Annotated in this window: 16 protein-coding genes; 14 read left to right on the top strand and 2 right to left on the bottom strand. The window is 61.4% G+C overall.

Annotated features, from left to right (window positions below; genetic code table 11):
* The first annotated feature begins 95 nt into the window (after positions 1 to 95).
* The 11 genes from rimP to ABGT66_RS09290 all read left to right on the top strand — a co-directional run bounded on the left by rimP (position 96) and on the right by ABGT66_RS09290 (position 9,134).
* The gene (gene rimP / locus ABGT66_RS09340; RefSeq protein WP_346690339.1) at positions 96 to 599 is read left to right on the top strand and encodes a ribosome maturation factor RimP; all 504 of its coding nucleotides are present in this window, start codon (positions 96 to 98) and stop codon (positions 597 to 599) included.
* 32 nt (positions 600 to 631) lie between these two features.
* Positions 632 to 1,741 carry a transcription termination factor NusA gene (nusA, locus tag ABGT66_RS09335; protein ID WP_346690338.1) on the top strand — a complete coding sequence of 370 codons (1,110 nt, stop codon included), beginning with the start codon at positions 632 to 634 and terminating at the stop codon, positions 1,739 to 1,741.
* A 6-nt stretch (positions 1,742 to 1,747) separates the two neighbouring features.
* Positions 1,748 to 2,044, top strand: coding sequence for a YlxR family protein (locus tag ABGT66_RS09330; RefSeq protein ID WP_294194141.1), 297 nt, complete (start codon positions 1,748 to 1,750; stop codon positions 2,042 to 2,044).
* Positions 2,041 to 2,382, top strand: a complete 342-nt coding sequence (locus tag ABGT66_RS09325; RefSeq protein WP_294194142.1) for a ribosomal L7Ae/L30e/S12e/Gadd45 family protein — start codon at positions 2,041 to 2,043, stop codon at positions 2,380 to 2,382. Before ABGT66_RS09330 ends, ABGT66_RS09325 begins: the two co-directional genes overlap by 4 nt.
* Complete coding sequence (gene infB / locus ABGT66_RS09320; protein ID WP_346690335.1) at positions 2,375 to 4,468, top strand: translation initiation factor IF-2; 2,094 nt, start codon at positions 2,375 to 2,377, stop codon at positions 4,466 to 4,468. Before ABGT66_RS09325 ends, infB begins: the two co-directional genes overlap by 8 nt.
* Positions 4,469 to 4,477: 9 nt before the next feature.
* Positions 4,478 to 4,807 (top strand): DUF503 domain-containing protein, encoded by a 330-nt coding sequence (locus ABGT66_RS09315; protein WP_300265226.1) that lies wholly within the window; start codon positions 4,478 to 4,480, stop codon positions 4,805 to 4,807.
* Positions 4,776 to 5,153, top strand: coding sequence for a 30S ribosome-binding factor RbfA (gene rbfA, locus ABGT66_RS09310; RefSeq protein WP_300265223.1), 378 nt, complete (start codon positions 4,776 to 4,778; stop codon positions 5,151 to 5,153). Before ABGT66_RS09315 ends, rbfA begins: the two co-directional genes overlap by 32 nt.
* Positions 5,147 to 6,148, top strand: coding sequence for a DHH family phosphoesterase (locus ABGT66_RS09305; protein WP_346690333.1), 1,002 nt, complete (start codon positions 5,147 to 5,149; stop codon positions 6,146 to 6,148). Before rbfA ends, ABGT66_RS09305 begins: the two co-directional genes overlap by 7 nt.
* Positions 6,114 to 7,052, top strand: coding sequence for a tRNA pseudouridine(55) synthase TruB (truB, locus tag ABGT66_RS09300; RefSeq protein ID WP_346690332.1), 939 nt, complete (start codon positions 6,114 to 6,116; stop codon positions 7,050 to 7,052). The genes ABGT66_RS09305 and truB overlap by 35 nt, the downstream gene beginning before the upstream one ends.
* Complete coding sequence (gene ribF / locus ABGT66_RS09295) at positions 7,052 to 7,975, top strand: riboflavin biosynthesis protein RibF (RefSeq protein ID WP_294194148.1); 924 nt, start codon at positions 7,052 to 7,054, stop codon at positions 7,973 to 7,975. Before truB ends, ribF begins: the two co-directional genes overlap by 1 nt.
* A gap of 73 nt (positions 7,976 to 8,048) precedes the next feature.
* Entirely contained in the window at positions 8,049 to 9,134 is a 1,086-nt protein-coding gene (locus tag ABGT66_RS09290; RefSeq protein ID WP_346690330.1) for a SurA N-terminal domain-containing protein, read from the top strand.
* A gap of 84 nt (positions 9,135 to 9,218) precedes the next feature.
* Here the strand turns inward: ABGT66_RS09290 and ABGT66_RS09285 are convergent, their stop codons facing one another.
* Positions 9,219 to 10,139 carry a LysR family transcriptional regulator gene (locus tag ABGT66_RS09285; protein WP_346690329.1) on the bottom strand — a complete coding sequence of 307 codons (921 nt, stop codon included), beginning with the start codon at positions 10,137 to 10,139 and terminating at the stop codon, positions 9,219 to 9,221.
* A 125-nt stretch (positions 10,140 to 10,264) separates the two neighbouring features.
* On the opposite strand from ABGT66_RS09285, the gene ABGT66_RS09280 reads away from it, so the two are divergent.
* From ABGT66_RS09280 to ABGT66_RS09270, 3 genes are all read left to right on the top strand, one after another.
* A complete protein-coding gene (locus ABGT66_RS09280) occupies positions 10,265 to 11,896 on the top strand; it encodes an FAD-dependent oxidoreductase (protein WP_346690328.1) in 1,632 nt (543 codons plus the stop codon).
* 15 nt (positions 11,897 to 11,911) lie between these two features.
* Positions 11,912 to 12,865, top strand: coding sequence for a (4Fe-4S)-binding protein (locus tag ABGT66_RS09275; RefSeq protein WP_346690326.1), 954 nt, complete (start codon positions 11,912 to 11,914; stop codon positions 12,863 to 12,865).
* Between the two features lie 171 nt (positions 12,866 to 13,036).
* Complete coding sequence (locus ABGT66_RS09270) at positions 13,037 to 14,002, top strand: putative sulfate exporter family transporter (RefSeq protein ID WP_346690324.1); 966 nt, start codon at positions 13,037 to 13,039, stop codon at positions 14,000 to 14,002.
* Between the two features lie 127 nt (positions 14,003 to 14,129).
* On the opposite strand, the gene rpsT is transcribed toward ABGT66_RS09270, so the two are convergent.
* On the bottom strand, positions 14,130 to 14,396 hold the full coding sequence (gene rpsT, locus ABGT66_RS09265; protein WP_294194160.1) for a 30S ribosomal protein S20: 267 nt from the start codon (positions 14,394 to 14,396) through the stop codon (positions 14,130 to 14,132).
* Positions 14,397 to 14,406: the final 10 nt, after the last annotated feature.

The raw sequence follows: 14,406 nt of genomic DNA, 5'->3' as shown, positions 1-14,406 counted from the left end.
TTTTTGAAAAAATGATACACTTTAGAGACTAATTCTGGGCTAATGACTGGAAGAGTGGGTTTTCCCACTCTTCTTTTGTTAAGGGAGGCGTATGTGTGAACCAGGAGAAATACAACGAGATTTATCGCGCGGTCTGCGCGAGGGTCGAAGCTCTAGGCTACGAGTGCGCCGGTTTTGAGGCCGTTTCGGAAAACGGCATGAATATAGTCCGCGTCTACCTTGAGATGCCGGGCGGCATCGACACGGGGGACTGCGAGATCGTCTCGCGCGACGTCGGAGAATATCTCGACACGGTGGAGGAAGACCTGCCGGACCGCTATTTCCTTGAGATAAGCTCGCCGGGAGTGGAGCGTCCGCTCTTCGTCATAGAAGATTACAGGCGCTTCGCGGGAAACGAAGTCGAGATTTCTCTTAAAAAAGGCGGAAAGAAAATCCGCGGCGTAATCGCGGGGACGCTCTCAGACGCCGAGGTGGCCGTCAGAACTCCGGGCGGCGAGACGACAGTTCCGCTGGACGACGTAAAGCGCGCGCATATCGTCTACGTACCGCAGCGCGGGCAGAAGAAAACGTTTAAGAAAATACCAAAGAAGAAAAAATAATTCATCACACAGAAAGGGGTCGGACTGGAAAAATGCAGCTTGGCAAAGATTTCAAAAAAGTTCTGAAACAGATAGAAGAGGAGAAGGGGCTTTCCGAGGAGACGATAATCTCGAGCCTTGAGGCCGCGATGGTCTCCGCCTACAAAAAGTTCAAGGGCGGCAACCAGCATATAGAAGTCCACATCGACATAGAGAGCGGAGAGATATCGCTCTACGAGGTCTACGAAATAGTAAGCGAGGTCGTGAACGCGGACGCGGAGATGACGCCCGAAGAGGCTGAGCGCCGCGGCTACAAGGATCTCGAGGTCGGCGACGTCATCCGCTCGGAGGTGTTGCCCGAGGACTTCGGACGCATCGCGGCGCAGACGGCGCGTCAGGTCATCATTCAGAAGCTCAAGGACGCGGAGCGCCAGGTTGTCTACGAGCAGTTCTCCGACAAGATAGGAAACATCGTCACCGGCTCGATATTCAAGGCCGAGGGCGACCAGATACTCGTCCGCCTCAACGACAAGACCGAGGCGATAATGCCGAAGGAAGAGCGCATCGTCGGCGAGAAGTACAACCCCGGCGACCGCATGAAATTTTATCTTCTCGATGTGCGCCAGACGACGCGCGGCCCGCGCATAATAGTTTCGCGCACGCACCCCGGACTCCTGCGCCGCCTGCTCGAGCTTGAAGTGCCGGAGATCAGCGACGGCGTCGTCGAGATACGCAACATCGTCCGCGAAGCAGGAACGCGCGCGAAGATCGCCGTCGCGAGCCTCGACGTGAACGTTGAACCGCTCGGCGCGTGCGTAGGAAAGCAGGGCGGACGCATCAAGTCCATCAGCAGCGAGCTCAACGGCGAAAGAATAGATATAATCGTCTACAACAGCGACCCGCTCAAGTACATCGTGAACGCGCTATCGCCCGCGAAGATAGTCCGCATCGAGCCGTTGCTCGACCAGGACCGCTCGGTAATCGCCTACGTTCATTCCGACCAGCTTTCGCTCGCGATAGGCAAGGCTGGGCAGAACGTCCGCCTCGCGGCGCGCCTCACCGGATGGAAGATAGACATCAAGGTTAAGGACGAGGAAAAGCTGCCGACGATGAAGGACCTCTTCATGGACTTCTCCGAGATGATGTCGGAGGAGGGCAAGTAAGGGCCGATGGCTAAGGCCGCGAAGCAGCCCGTGAAGAAACAGCGCCCGCGCACATGCGTAGGCTGCGGCGAGGAGTCGCCGAAGCGGACGCTCCTGCGCGTCGTGCGCTCGCCGGAGGGCGAGGTGCGCTACGACCCGACCGGCAAGGCGAACGGGCGCGGCGCGTACCTCTGCGCGGACCCCGCCTGCGTCGCCGCGGCGAAGAAGAAAAAATCGCTTTCGCGCGCGCTCAAGACGGAGGTCCCCGAATCGGTCTACGAGGAGCTCGCCGCGCTCTGCGAGAAAATGGGGAACGAAGCGTGAGAGTCTGCCGCGAGCGCAAGGTTCTGGATATGCTCGGCATGGCGCGCCGCGCGGGGGAGCTTCTCGTCGGGCAGGATAAAGTCCTGCCGGCGCTGAAGGGCGCGGAAAAGTTCGCCGTGTTTGTAACTGACGACTGCTCCGCGAACGTCTCGCGCCATATCGAGACGGCGGTGCAGCGCGGGACGGCGGAGATATTTTTACTGGAAGGCACAGGCCGCGGCGAGCTCGGCGCGAGCCTCGGGATAACCGCGGCGCAGACAGCCGCGCTCCCGATGAAAAGCGGCTTCGTTAAAAAAATTTACACACTGACTTGTGACAGGAGTGATGCGAATGAGTAAAATCAGAGTTTATGATCTGGCTAAAAAGCTCGGAAAGAGCAACACCGAAATGGTTGAGCTGCTCACGGGCCTCGGCATCAGCATTAAATCGCATATGAGCTCGATAGACGAAGAACTCGTCCCGATGGTGGAGGAGTCGCTGAACAAGGCGCAGGAAGAGGCCTCGCGCCAGGAGATAGAGGCTATATCCACCTACCCGACCGTCGCGGTGAAGGAAGGCGCTTCCGTCTCCGACGTGGCGGCGCTCGCGGGCGAAAAGGCCGGAAGCGCGGTCAAGGCGCTGATGATGGAGGGGCTCATGCTCCCCGCGACGACGCGCGCCGACGAGAAGATTCTCCAGATACTCGGCAAGACCTTCAAAAAGAATTTCGTCTTCGCCTCGGAGGCTCCGGCCCCCGCCCCGGCGAAGGAAGAACCGGCGCCCGCCGAAGCCGCGGCGGAGACGGCCGAAGCGAAGCCCGCGGAAGTGCCAGCGCCGCAGCAGCGCGCGGAGGCTCCGAAGCCGGTATCCCACAAAAAACTCAAAGCCAAGGATAAAAAGAAAAAGGGCAAGCAGGGCGGCGACGGAGAGCTTCAGCCGCGCCCGCCGATCATCACCGTCATGGGCCACGTCGACCACGGCAAGACGACGCTTCTCGACAACATCAGAAAGACCCACGTCACGGAGAAAGAGGCCGGCGGCATCACCCAGCACATCGGAGCCTCGCGCGTCGAATACAACGGCAACACGCTCGTCTTCCTCGACACGCCGGGTCACGAGGCTTTCACCTCGATGCGCGCGCGCGGCGCTCAGGTCACGGACATCGCCGTACTCGTCGTCGCCGCGGACGACGGCATCAAGCCGCAGACCGTCGAGGCACTTAACCACGCGAAGGCCGCGGGCGTGCCGATAGTCGTCGCGGTCAACAAGATAGACAAGCCCGAAGCGAAGCCCGAGCGCGTGCGCCAGCAGCTCTCCGACTACGGCCTCATCCCAGAGGAATGGGGCGGCGATACGATTATGGTCGACGTAGCCGCGAAGAAGGGGCTCCATGTGGACGACCTGCTCGAAATGCTTCTGCTCGTCGCCGAAATGCAGGAGCTCAAGGCTGACCCGAAGGCCGCGCCCACCGGCACCGTCATCGAGGCGAACCTCGACAAGGGCAAGGGCCCGGTCGCTACCGTCATAGTGCAGGACGGCACGCTGCGCCGCGGCGACATCATACACACCGGCTCCGCGTGGGGCAAAATCCGCGCGATGATAGACGACAAGGGACGCAACGTCAACGAAGCGGGGCCGAGCATGCCGGTCGAGGTCCTCGGCCTTGAGAGCGTCCCGCAGCCCGGCGAGAAGTTCACGACGCTTTCGTCTGAGCGCGAGGCGCGCGAGCTTATGTCGCAGAGCGAATTCGAGCGCCGCGAGACCGACCAGAGCAAGGCGAAGCGCCTGACGCTTGAGGAGCTCTACGAGAAGATGCAGACGGAAGAGGTCCCGCAGCTCCGCATAGTCCTCAAGACCGACGTGCAGGGCTCGCTCGAGGCCTTCCATTCGTCGCTCATGAAGATGAGCACCGACGCCGTCTCTATCAACATAGTCCACGAAGGCGTCGGACGCATTTCGGAATCCGACGTAATGCTCGCCTCGGCCTCGAACGCGATCATCGTCGGCTTCAACGTCCGCCCCGACAGCAACGCAAAGAAGATAGCCGAAAACGAAGGCGTCCAGATACGCCTCTACCAGGTCATATACGACATGCTCGACGACGTGAAGGCGGCCATGGAAGGCATGCTCGCGCCCGAGCTGCGCGAACACACGCTCGGCCAGGCGGAGATACGCGAAATCTTCCGCGTCCCGAAGGTCGGCAACATCGCCGGCTGCCGCGTGACGGAGGGTCTCATCCGCAGAAGCGCGAAGGTGCGCCTGATACGCGACGGCGTCGTCTTCTGGAGCGGCGAGCTCTCAAGCCTCAAGCACTTCAAGGACGACGTGCGCGAGATAAAGGCCGGAAACGAATGCGGCCTCAGCTTCGAGAAGTTCCAGGACTTCCGCGTGGGCGACGTTATCGAGGCCTACGAGATACTGAAAGAGAAAAAGTCCCTGGACTAACGGCGCGCGATGCAGCTCTGGATAGCCGCCGCGCGGCTTGAGATGCGCCTCCCGTTCGCGGCGAGCCTAAAGGACAGGCGGCACGTCGTCCGTTCCATCACGGACGGCGTGCGCGGGCGCTTTTCCATATCGGCGGCCGACCTCGGCCCCGACGGCTCGCACGACGCAGCTGAGCTTGGCTTCGCCGCCGCTGGTTCGTCGCCGCGCGAGCTCGACGAGCGGATGCGCAATCTCGAAAAATTTCTATATCAGAGGGAAGAGGACGGAGAATTTGAAATAACCGGCTTTTCTCTGGAGGTGTTCAACTATGGTGACATATCGGATAGACAGGCTCAATAAGGAATTTCTGCGCCTAATCTCCGGAATGCTTCAGACAAGGATAAAGAACTCCGACGCGGGCGAGGCGATACTGACGATGGTCTCGGTGTCGCGCGACCTCGGCCACGCGAAGGTCTTCTACACGCTTATAAACCAGGAGGACCGGGAGAAGGTCCAGACGGCGCTCGACGCCGCGGCTCCCGTGCTGCGCGCGATGCTCGGCAAAGAGATGCGGCTGCGCACGATTCCGGAGCTGCATTTCTGCTTCGACGAGTCGGAGGTCAAGGCGCGCAGGATGGACGAGCTGCTCGACATGGTGGCCGAGCGCGACGCGAAAATGAAGGCGGAGCGGGAGGAAATATGCTGAGCGGCGAGACCTTCCTCGAAGCGTTCGCAAAGCTGAAAAATCACGGCGCGTGGACGCTCGTCTGCCACGAGCACCCCGACGGCGACACTCTGGGCAGCGCCTTCGCGCTCTACTCGCTCGCGAAGCGCTGCGGCAAGCGCGCCGCGATTGTCTCGAAGGACCCGCTGCCGCCCGTCTTTTCGTTTTTCCCATATTCGGGCGAGCTCGTCTGCGCGTCATCCGCGCCGCGTTCGCTCGCCGAGGGAGCTCTGCTGATTGCGGTGGATATGAGCACGGCGGAGCGTTCGGTCGATAATTTCGGCGAGCTGCTCTCCGTCTGCGAGGATTCGCTCTGCATAGACCACCACGGCGACAACAGGCTTTTCTGCAAAACGAACCTAGTCGACCCGGGCGCTTCGGCTACGGCGGAAATCGTCGTGCGTCTCATGGAATTATACGGCGAGGGCATAACCGCGGACGAGGCCGCGGCGCTCTACACGGCGCTCTCGACCGACAACGGCAGCTTCCGCTTCAGCTCGACGACCGCGGAGAGCCACCGCTGCGCAGGAATTCTGCTCGAAGCTGGCGCTAAGCCCGACGAGATAGACGACCGCGTGAGCCAGAACATGAGCGCCGCGTCGCTGCGCCTGTGGGGGCTCGCGCTCTCGCGGACGGAGACCTTCGGCGGCGGCGAGCGCGCGATTTTCTGGTTGCGCCGCAAGGAGCTCGAAGAGTCCGGCGCGGGGAGCGCGGAGCTCGACGGCCTGGTGAACATGCTGCTTCGCATAAAGGGCGTGAAGCTCGCGCTCTTTCTCACGGAGTACGACGGTTACTGCAAGCTCAGCGTCCGCGCGAGGCCGCCCTACAGCGCGCGCGCGGTCGCCGCGGCCTTCGGCGGCGGCGGACATCCGTGCGCGGCGGGCGCGAAGGCCGCGGGCGCGTTCGACGACGTTCTCGAAAGATTGAAGAAAGAGGCTCTCAATGGCGCCGTTCTCGGGGATACTTCCCGTAAATAAGCCGGTCGGGCTGCGAAGCACCGACTGCGTCCAGAAGATACGGCGCGCGCTCTGGCGCGGCGCGAAGATAGGCCACGGCGGGACGCTCGACTCTACGGCTTCGGGCGTGCTGATCGTGCTCATAGGACAGGCTACGCGGCTTTCTAATTTTATTATGTCGATGCCGAAGACCTATGAGACCGTCGTGGCCTTCGGAACGCGCACCTCGACCGACGACGCGAGCGGAGAAGCGGTCGAAAGCGCGCCCTTCGGGCACATAACGGATGAAGCGATAGATTCCGCGCTCTGCGGCTTCATGGGCTGGCGTATGCAGTCGCCGCCCGCAGTCTCCGCCGTCCACATAGGCGGCGAGCGCGCGCACGTGCTCGCGCGCGGCGGCCGCGAGGTTACGCCCGAGCCGAAGCCCGTCTGCTTTTCTAAAATCACGCGGATGAGCTGCATCGACGGCGAGGGGCGCGTTTCGTTCCGCGTCGACTGCCGCAAGGGTACGTACATACGCAGCTTCGCGCGCGACCTCGGCGTGCGGCTCGGCTCCGCGGCTCACGTGAGCACGCTCGCGCGCACCGCCTGCGGCCCGTTCCGCATAGAAGCTGCGAAGGGCGCGGAGGAGCTTTTTTCCATGACGGCCGAGGAGCTCGCGTGCGAGGTCACGCCCGTGCCGGAGCTTGAAACTCCGTGTGCCGCCTACGAAGCGGACGCGGCCGCCTATGCCGCGCTTTCGTGCGGCAGGGCCGTCGCGCTCTCCGCGCTTACGCGCCTTTCGTTCGGCGCGGAGCCGCGGCCCGATTCTCCCGCAGTGATAAAATCAAATAAAATTTTCTCGATATGCCGCGCGGCGAAAAAGGGCGGTACGCTCGAACTTTCGCCGGACGTGAACATAATCTTATCTGGAGGCTTGGAATAATGATTTACGCGCTTGGAGCCTTCGACGGCTTCCATCTCGGCCACGCGCGCCTGCTGCGCAAAGCGGCGGAGCGCGCCGCCGAAGCCGGGACGGGCTGGGGCGTGATGACCTTCGACGGACATCCGCGCCAGCTTCTCGACAGGGACAATTTCCGGCTGCTCTTCTCGCCGCGCGAGAAGGACTTGATAGCGGCCTACCTCGGCGTGCCGCGCATGGAGAAGATAGCGTTTACTCACGACTTCGCCGCCTTCTCGCCCGAGAGCTTCGCCGACTACATAGACAAAAAATACGAGGTCGGCGGCCTCGTCATCGGCGAGAATTTCCGCTTCGGCCGCTGCCGCGCCGGCACGCCGAAGATACTCTCCGAGATATGCGCCGCTCGCGGCTGGACGCTCGACGTCGTGCCGCGCTACAGCTTCGACGGCATGACGGTCAGCAGCACGGAGACGCGCCGCGCCGTCGCGCTCGGCGAAATGTCACTCGCCGCGAAGATGCTCGGCTACCCGTTCATAATCAGCGGCGCAGTCGCCGAGGGCGACGGGCGCGGGCGCAAGCTCGGCTTCCCGACCGCGAACATCCCCGTCTCGCGCGGCAAGATATACCCGCCCGAGGGCGTCTACAGCGCGCTCGTGCGCACGGGCGGCGCGTGGCTGCCCTGCGCGCTCAACATCGGCAGCAACCCGACCTTCGCGGGCGAGCGCGAGATACGCTGCGAGGCACACGTCATCGGTGCGGACGAGGATTTCTACGGGCGCGAGCTGCTCATATTCATAACGACGCGCGTCCGCGGCGAGATAAAATTCTCCGAAAGCGAGGGCCTCGTCGCGCAGATGAAGAAGGACGTCGAGGCCTGCCGCGCCGACACGAAGGACTACATGAAGAAAAATGCCGAAACTATGGAGAAATTCGCCGCAGTTCTTTGACAGCGCGGTAACGCTATCGTATCATTATGAAGTTGCTGAAAAAGCCGATGTTTTATGAGGAGGAAGATTTCCCTTGCTTAGAACGCTGAGAAACCACACCAAAGTGATAATGATAATCGTCATACTGTTCTTCGTCGCCTCGTGCTTCGCGGGCTACGGCCTCTACGTGCGCGGCGGCGGGGAGGGCGAAGGGATGCGCGACTATCCCGTCGCCGAGATAGACGGCCGCGAGGTCATGCGCTCCGCGCTCGAACAGGGCGCCGCGCGCCTCTCCGAGCAGTACGGCGCGGCGAACATCACCTCCGCCGACATACCGCTGATCCGCAAGGCCGTGATAGACAACATGGCCGTCGACGCGGAGCTCGAGAAGGAGATAAAGACGCGCAAGATAGAGGCCCCGTCCGCCGAGATAGACGAAGCCTACAAGCGCATGATGGACAGCTACCCGACGCGCGAGGAGTTCTTCGCCTACATGCAGCGCAGCGGCATCACCGAGAAGCAGATGAAGGACGACATTGCGCGCCAGATACGCATGCAGAAGCTCATGGAGTCGCTCGGAGAGAACGTGAAGGTCGAGGATAAGGAAGTCACGGCCTTCTACGACGCGACGAAGGACTTCCTCTACAAGCAGCCCGCGGGCATAAAGGCCAACCTCGCGACCTTCCGCAGGCAGGAATCCGCCGAGGCCGCGCAGAAGGCGATAGCCGCCGGCGGCAAGTGGGACGAGGTGATAGAGAAGTACCGCGCCGACGTCGAGATGGCGACGCCCTACGACCACCCCGTAATCCTCACCGACCAGATGCTCCAGAACGAGCTCGCGGTCGTGAAAGACCTGCCGCTTAACAAGATCTCGCCCGTCGAGAAGGCCAACGACCCGTTCGTATTCATCGCGATAAACCGCGGACGCGAGGCCGAGCGCGTGCTGCCCTTCAGCGAAGTGAGCGGCGACGTGCGCGCGACGATACGCAATCAGAAGCTGCAGGCCGAGCAGCAGAAGTTCTTTGAAGAGCTTCGCGCGCGCGCCGACGTGAAGATACTCGACCCCGAGATATTCCCGTCCGAAAAGGCCGCGGCCCCCGCTTCCGCCGACGTGACGGCCCCCGCCGCGGAGACGAAGTCCGCCGGCAAGGCCGAGCCCGCCTCCGGCGACGCGAAGTAGCGGCGCGCATTTCACGCAGACAAGATAAATTCAAGGCCGGAGGCGAAAGCTTCCGGCCTTTTCGTATATCCGCGGCGGCACGGTTCACGCTTCGAGCTTCGCCATATCCTCCTTGCGCGGCAGCTCGTCCTCCTTACCGTCCAGCGCAATGGAGGCGAAGCGCTTTATATCCTCGGTGATGAACTTATCCTTGTGGTAGATAAACGAGAAAACCCTGTCCCATTCGCCGCCGGTGCGGCAGATTCCGCGCACCGCGCCGCTTTTGAGATGCGGAGCGAGCAGCCGCACCGAGGCGACGCCTATGCAGCCCTCCTCGACGACAGCGCGCAGCGTCGCGTCGAAGCAGGCTACCTCCCATTTCACCTTTATCCTGCGTCCGCGCTCCTCCATGAAATTTTCAAAAATCTCGCGCGTTCCGCTCCCGCGCTCGCGCAGCACGAACGGCTCGCAGCAGAGCTCGCCGAGCGTGACGCTCTCGCGCGCGGCGAACGGGTGCGCCGCGGAGCAGAAAAGCGCGACATAGTCGTCGCGGCAGTGGAACGAGAGCAAATCCTTGCTGCGCACGCGCCCCTCGACGACGGCAACGTCGAGCTCCGAGCCGAGCAGCATCCGCTCAATCGTCTGCGTGTTGTTGACGTAGCTGTAAATCTCCGTCTCCGGCCTCGCCGCGCCGAAGCGCTTCACAAGCGACGGCATCAGGCACATGCCCACCGTCACCGACGAACCTATGCGAAGCCTGTCGCACCTCTTGTCAGGCGACATGTCGTACTCGAGCCGCTCGTAAGCGCCCGCGACCTCCTTCGCGCGTGACAGAAGCCTGCGCCCCTCCTCGGTGATGTAAAGCCTCTTCGACAGCCTCTCAAAAAGCCTCGCCGCGTAAAAATCCTCGAGCTCCTTTATAAGCTGGCTCACCGTAGGCTGCGCAAGATGGCACTCGCGCGCCGCCGCGCTGACCGAGCCGCACTCCGCGACCTTGATGAATACCCGCAGATGATGAAGCGTCATGCCGACTCCTCCGTTGCATAGCGTTTTCCTATGAGTTTAATTATATTTTATTATGTTTGATAATTGAAGAAAGAGCATATAATTAAATCATCTGATATCTGAAACTCTGCGAAGGGTGTGATAACGTGAAAATCCTTGTAATCGGCGGAGTCGCTGCGGGAACCAAGACGGCGGCGAAGCTAAAGCGCGAGGATCGCGCCGCTGAGGTGACGGTGCTCGCTAAGGACAAAGATATTTCCTACGCCGGCTGCGGCCTGCCGTACTACGTCGGCGGCGTGATAGCGGACAAAGCTTCGCTCATCGTCAACACTCCGGCGAAATTCTCCGCGCTCACGGGCGCGAAGGTGCTCACGGGCAAAGAGGCCGTGGCGCTCGACCGCGCCGCCAAGACCGTGACCGCGGCGGACGTCGAGACCGGAGAGCAGGCCGTCTACGAATACGACAAGCTCGTGATAGCCGTCGGCGCGTCGCCGGTAGTTCCGAAGCTCCCGGGCGCGGAGCTTAAAAACGTCTTCGTCATGAGAAAGCCCGAGGACGCGATAGCGCTGCGCGAGCTGCTCGACACCGGCGCGGTGAAGCGCGCGGTCGTTTGTGGCGCTGGCTTCATCGGCCTCGAGGTCGCGGAGAACCTCGCCGCCAAGGGCGTCAAGGTCTCCGTAATAGACATGGCGGAGCAGATACTTCCGGGCTTCGACCCCGAGGTCGCGGCCTACGTCGAGCGCAAGATAGCCGACAACGGCATCGTCTGCTTCACCGGAACGAAGCTCGAAGGCATAGAGGGAACGGAGAAGGTAGAAAAGGTACTGACCGGCCGCCGCGGCATGAAGGCCGACGCCGTCGTGCTCGCGCTCGGCATAAAGCCGAACACGGCGTTCCTCAAGGACAGCGGCCTCGAAATGATGCCGAACGGCACGCTCAAGGTCGACGGCGCGATGCGCACCAACGACCCCGACATATACGCCGCCGGAGACTGCGTCACCGTAGCGAACAGAATCACCGGCGCGCCCGCATGGTCGCCGATGGGCTCCTCCGCGAACATAGAGGGCCGCATAATCGCGAAGAACATCGCGGGCGGAGAAGAGAGCTACAAGGGCGTCCTCGGCACGGGCGTATGCAGGCTGCCGGGACTCAACGTCGGACGCACGGGCCTCACGGAGGCCGCGGCGAAGGAAGCCGGATACGACGTAATCACGGTCACCGCCGTAGTTGACGACAAGGCGCACTATTATCCCGGCGCGTCGAACTTCATCGTAAAGATGATCGCCGACCGCAAGAGCGGCAAATTCCTCGGCATGCAGACGCTCGGCCCCGGCGCGGTGGACAAGATGACCGACATAGCGGCTATGGCGATTTCGATGAACGCTACGCTCGCGGACCTAGAGAACCTCGACCTTGCCTACGCGCCGCCCTTCTCGACCGCTATACACCCCTTCGTCCAGATGGTGAACATCATGCAGAACAAGCTCTCCGGAGCGCTCGACTCCTTCACGCCCGCGGAATTCGCGGCGGGGGCGGCCGAGGGCTACAAGCTCATAGACACGTCGATACAGCCGTCGCTGCCGGCGCTGCCCTACCTTGACTACACGAAGGTCGACGAGAGCTTCGACAAGTACGCGAAGGACGAAAAGCTGCTCTTCATATGCGCGAAGGGGAAGCGCGCATATCTGACGCAGAACAAGCTCAGGGCATTCGGCTTCACGGCGACGAAGGTGCTCGAAGGCGGACATACCTTCAACGAAATAGAGACGGAAGAATAGAAAAGGGGAAAAACTGTGGAAAACGGAGTTGTAACAGCTGCGGAGGAAAAATCCGTAAAAGCGCTCGGATTTCTGAGGAACAAGGGGACCAACAACTTCTCGGCGCGCGTCATAACCGTCAACGGGAAGATAACGGCGGAGCAGACTGCCTGCCTCGCCGAGGCTGCGAAGCTCTACGGTAACGGCGTAGTGACGCTCACGACGCGCCAGACGATCGAGTGCCAGGGCGTGCCCTTCGACAAGATAGAGGAGTTCCGCGCCTTCATCGCGAAGGCCGGCCTCGAAACTGGCGGCACGGGCTCGAAGGTGCGCCCCGTCGTGTCGTGCAAGGGGACGACCTGCCAGTACGGCCTCATAGACAGCTTCGCCGTTTCGCAGGAGATACACGAGCGCTTCTATAAAGGCTACCGCCAGGTGCGTCTTCCGCATAAGTTCAAGATAGCCGTCGGCGGATGCCCGAACAACTGCGTCAAGCCAGACCTCAACGACATCGGCATAATAGGCCAGCTCGTGCCCGAGTTCGACGAAGACTCCTGCAACGGCTGCAAGAAGTGCTCCGTCGAGGCTTCGTGCCCGATCGGGGCCGCGAAGCTCATAGACGGGATGCTTGAGATAGACCGCGACAAATGCAACAACTGCGGCCATTGCGTCGGAAAATGCCACTTCGACGCGGTGACGGAGGGAACGCGCGGATACAAGATATATATAGGCGGACGCTGGGGAAAGTCCACCGCGACGGGCCGCCCGCTCTCGAAGATATTCCCGACGAAGGAAGAGGCTCTCGATACGATAGAGAAGGCCATCCTGCTCTTCCGCGAACAGGGCAAGACCGGAGAGCGCTTCTCGCAGACGATAGCGCGCCTCGGCTTCGAGTACGTGGAGAAGGAGCTGCTCGAGGGCGACATAATGTCGCGCAAGCAGCAGATTCTCGACGCGGAGCTGCATCTCACCGGCGGCGCGACCTGCTAGGCCATAAACGGAAAATCACAGACGAAACGGAAGGGCTGCGGCTCTTCCGTTTTTTGTTGAGCTTAATATATTGTAAATATCTATGTTTTATATCAAAACTTATTATTTTTCATAATATATAGAGCGCGCTATAATCCCGCGTAATACGAAAAACCTTGGGGGAATAGGGCGATGGAAACAAACGGAACTTTTCTTGAACGGACGGCGGGGAATAAATATTTCTGGTTTGCGGCAGCTGCGGCGCTTTCCGTGATAACGCCGAATCCCGCGGTGGGGCTGGCGCTCGGCCTCGCAATCGCACTGACCGTGGGCAATCCCGCGCAGAAGGAGACCTCCGCGGCGTCGAAGAAGCTTTTGCAGCTTTCCGTGATTTTGCTCGGCTTCGGAATGCGCTTCGACGCGGTGCTGAAGGTCGGCTTCGCCTCTCTGTGGGTGACGCTGATTTCGATTTCCGCGACGCTCGCGATAGGCTCGGCGCTCGGCAAGGTCTTCGGCATCGAGCGCAGGCTCGCCGTCCTTCTCAGCTCCGGTACCGCGATATGCGGCGGCTCGGCGATAGCGGCGATGGCGCCAGCGATATCGGCGTCGAGCGTCGAGACGGGCGTCGCGATGGCGGTTATATTTTTGCTCAACGGCATAGCGCTCTTCCTCTTCCCGCCGCTCGGACATCTCATCGGCCTCACGCAGGAGCAGTTCGGCTTTTGGGCGGCGCTCGCGATACACGACACGAGCAGCGTCGTCGGCGCGGCCTCGATTTACGGCGCGGCTGCGCTCGCGATAGGCGCGACGGTGAAGCTGACGCGCGCGCTCTGGATTCTGCCGGTCTCCTATCTCGGCGCGCGTCTCGCGAAGTCCGAGGCGAAGGCTAAATTCCAATGGTTTCTGCTCGGCTTCCTGCTCGCGGCTCTCGTTCGCTCGCTCGCGCCTCAGTTCGGCGCGCTCTGGGACGCGGGGGCGCTCGCGGGCAAGCACATGATGACCGGCACGCTCTTCCTCATCGGCGGTGGCCTCGGCCGCGCGGAGCTCAAAAAGATAGGCGCGAAGCCACTCGTCATGGCGGCCGTCCTTTGGTTCATAATATCGTGCCTCAGCCTCGCCGCCGTGAAGCTCGGCTTTATGCCCGCGCTCGCGCTGTAGCGCGTAAATTCGCCGGACGAACGAAAACGCCGCGCCTTCCGGAAATCGGAGGGCGCGGCGTTTTGCGCGCATAAAAAAGGAGGCTTTCGCAAGCCTCCGATTTTTTATGAATGATTCGATGTGAAGCCTAGGCCGAGAGGGCTTTGACTTTCGCCGTGATGCTCGCCTTGCGGCGCGCGGCTGTGTTACGGTGGACGACGCCCTTTACTACCGCCTTGTCCAGTACGCTCTGAGCCTCGTTCAGCCTCTTCGTCGCAAGTTCAAGATCCTTGCTTTCCACCGCTTCGAGGAGTTTCTTCACCGCGTTCTTGCAGCGGGTCTTCCAGAAACGGTTGTAGATGCGGTTTCTCTCAGTGACCAGGACTCGTTTTTTAGCTGATTTCTTGTTTGGCAATGCCGTCACC

This window comes from uncultured Cloacibacillus sp., from assembly GCF_963926575.1.
GTDB classification, from domain to species: Bacteria; Synergistota; Synergistia; order Synergistales; family Synergistaceae; genus Caccocola; species Caccocola faecigallinarum.
The sequence above is the reverse complement of the archived record's forward strand: the minus strand, read 5'-3'. Positions and strand labels throughout refer to the sequence as shown.

Bases quoted from the DNA above. Each gene is read 5' to 3' on its own strand.
- ABGT66_RS09330 (WP_294194141.1), top strand. From the start codon at position 1,748: ATGGCTAAGGCCGCGAAGCAGCCCGTGAAGAAACAGCGCCCGCGCACA.
- nusA (WP_346690338.1), top strand. From the start codon at position 632: ATGCAGCTTGGCAAAGATTTCAAAAAAGTTCTGAAACAGATAGAAGAG.
- ABGT66_RS09270 (WP_346690324.1), top strand. From the start codon at position 13,037: ATGGAAACAAACGGAACTTTTCTTGAACGGACGGCGGGGAATAAATAT.
- rbfA (WP_300265223.1), top strand. From the start codon at position 4,776: ATGGTGACATATCGGATAGACAGGCTCAATAAGGAATTTCTGCGCCTA.
- ribF (WP_294194148.1), top strand. From the start codon at position 7,052: ATGATTTACGCGCTTGGAGCCTTCGACGGCTTCCATCTCGGCCACGCG.
- truB (WP_346690332.1), top strand. From the start codon at position 6,114: ATGGCGCCGTTCTCGGGGATACTTCCCGTAAATAAGCCGGTCGGGCTG.
- infB (WP_346690335.1), top strand. From the start codon at position 2,375: ATGAGTAAAATCAGAGTTTATGATCTGGCTAAAAAGCTCGGAAAGAGC.
- ABGT66_RS09315 (WP_300265226.1), top strand. From the start codon at position 4,478: ATGCAGCTCTGGATAGCCGCCGCGCGGCTTGAGATGCGCCTCCCGTTC.
- ABGT66_RS09305 (WP_346690333.1), top strand. From the start codon at position 5,147: ATGCTGAGCGGCGAGACCTTCCTCGAAGCGTTCGCAAAGCTGAAAAAT.
- ABGT66_RS09285 (WP_346690329.1), bottom strand. From the start codon at position 10,139: ATGACGCTTCATCATCTGCGGGTATTCATCAAGGTCGCGGAGTGCGGC.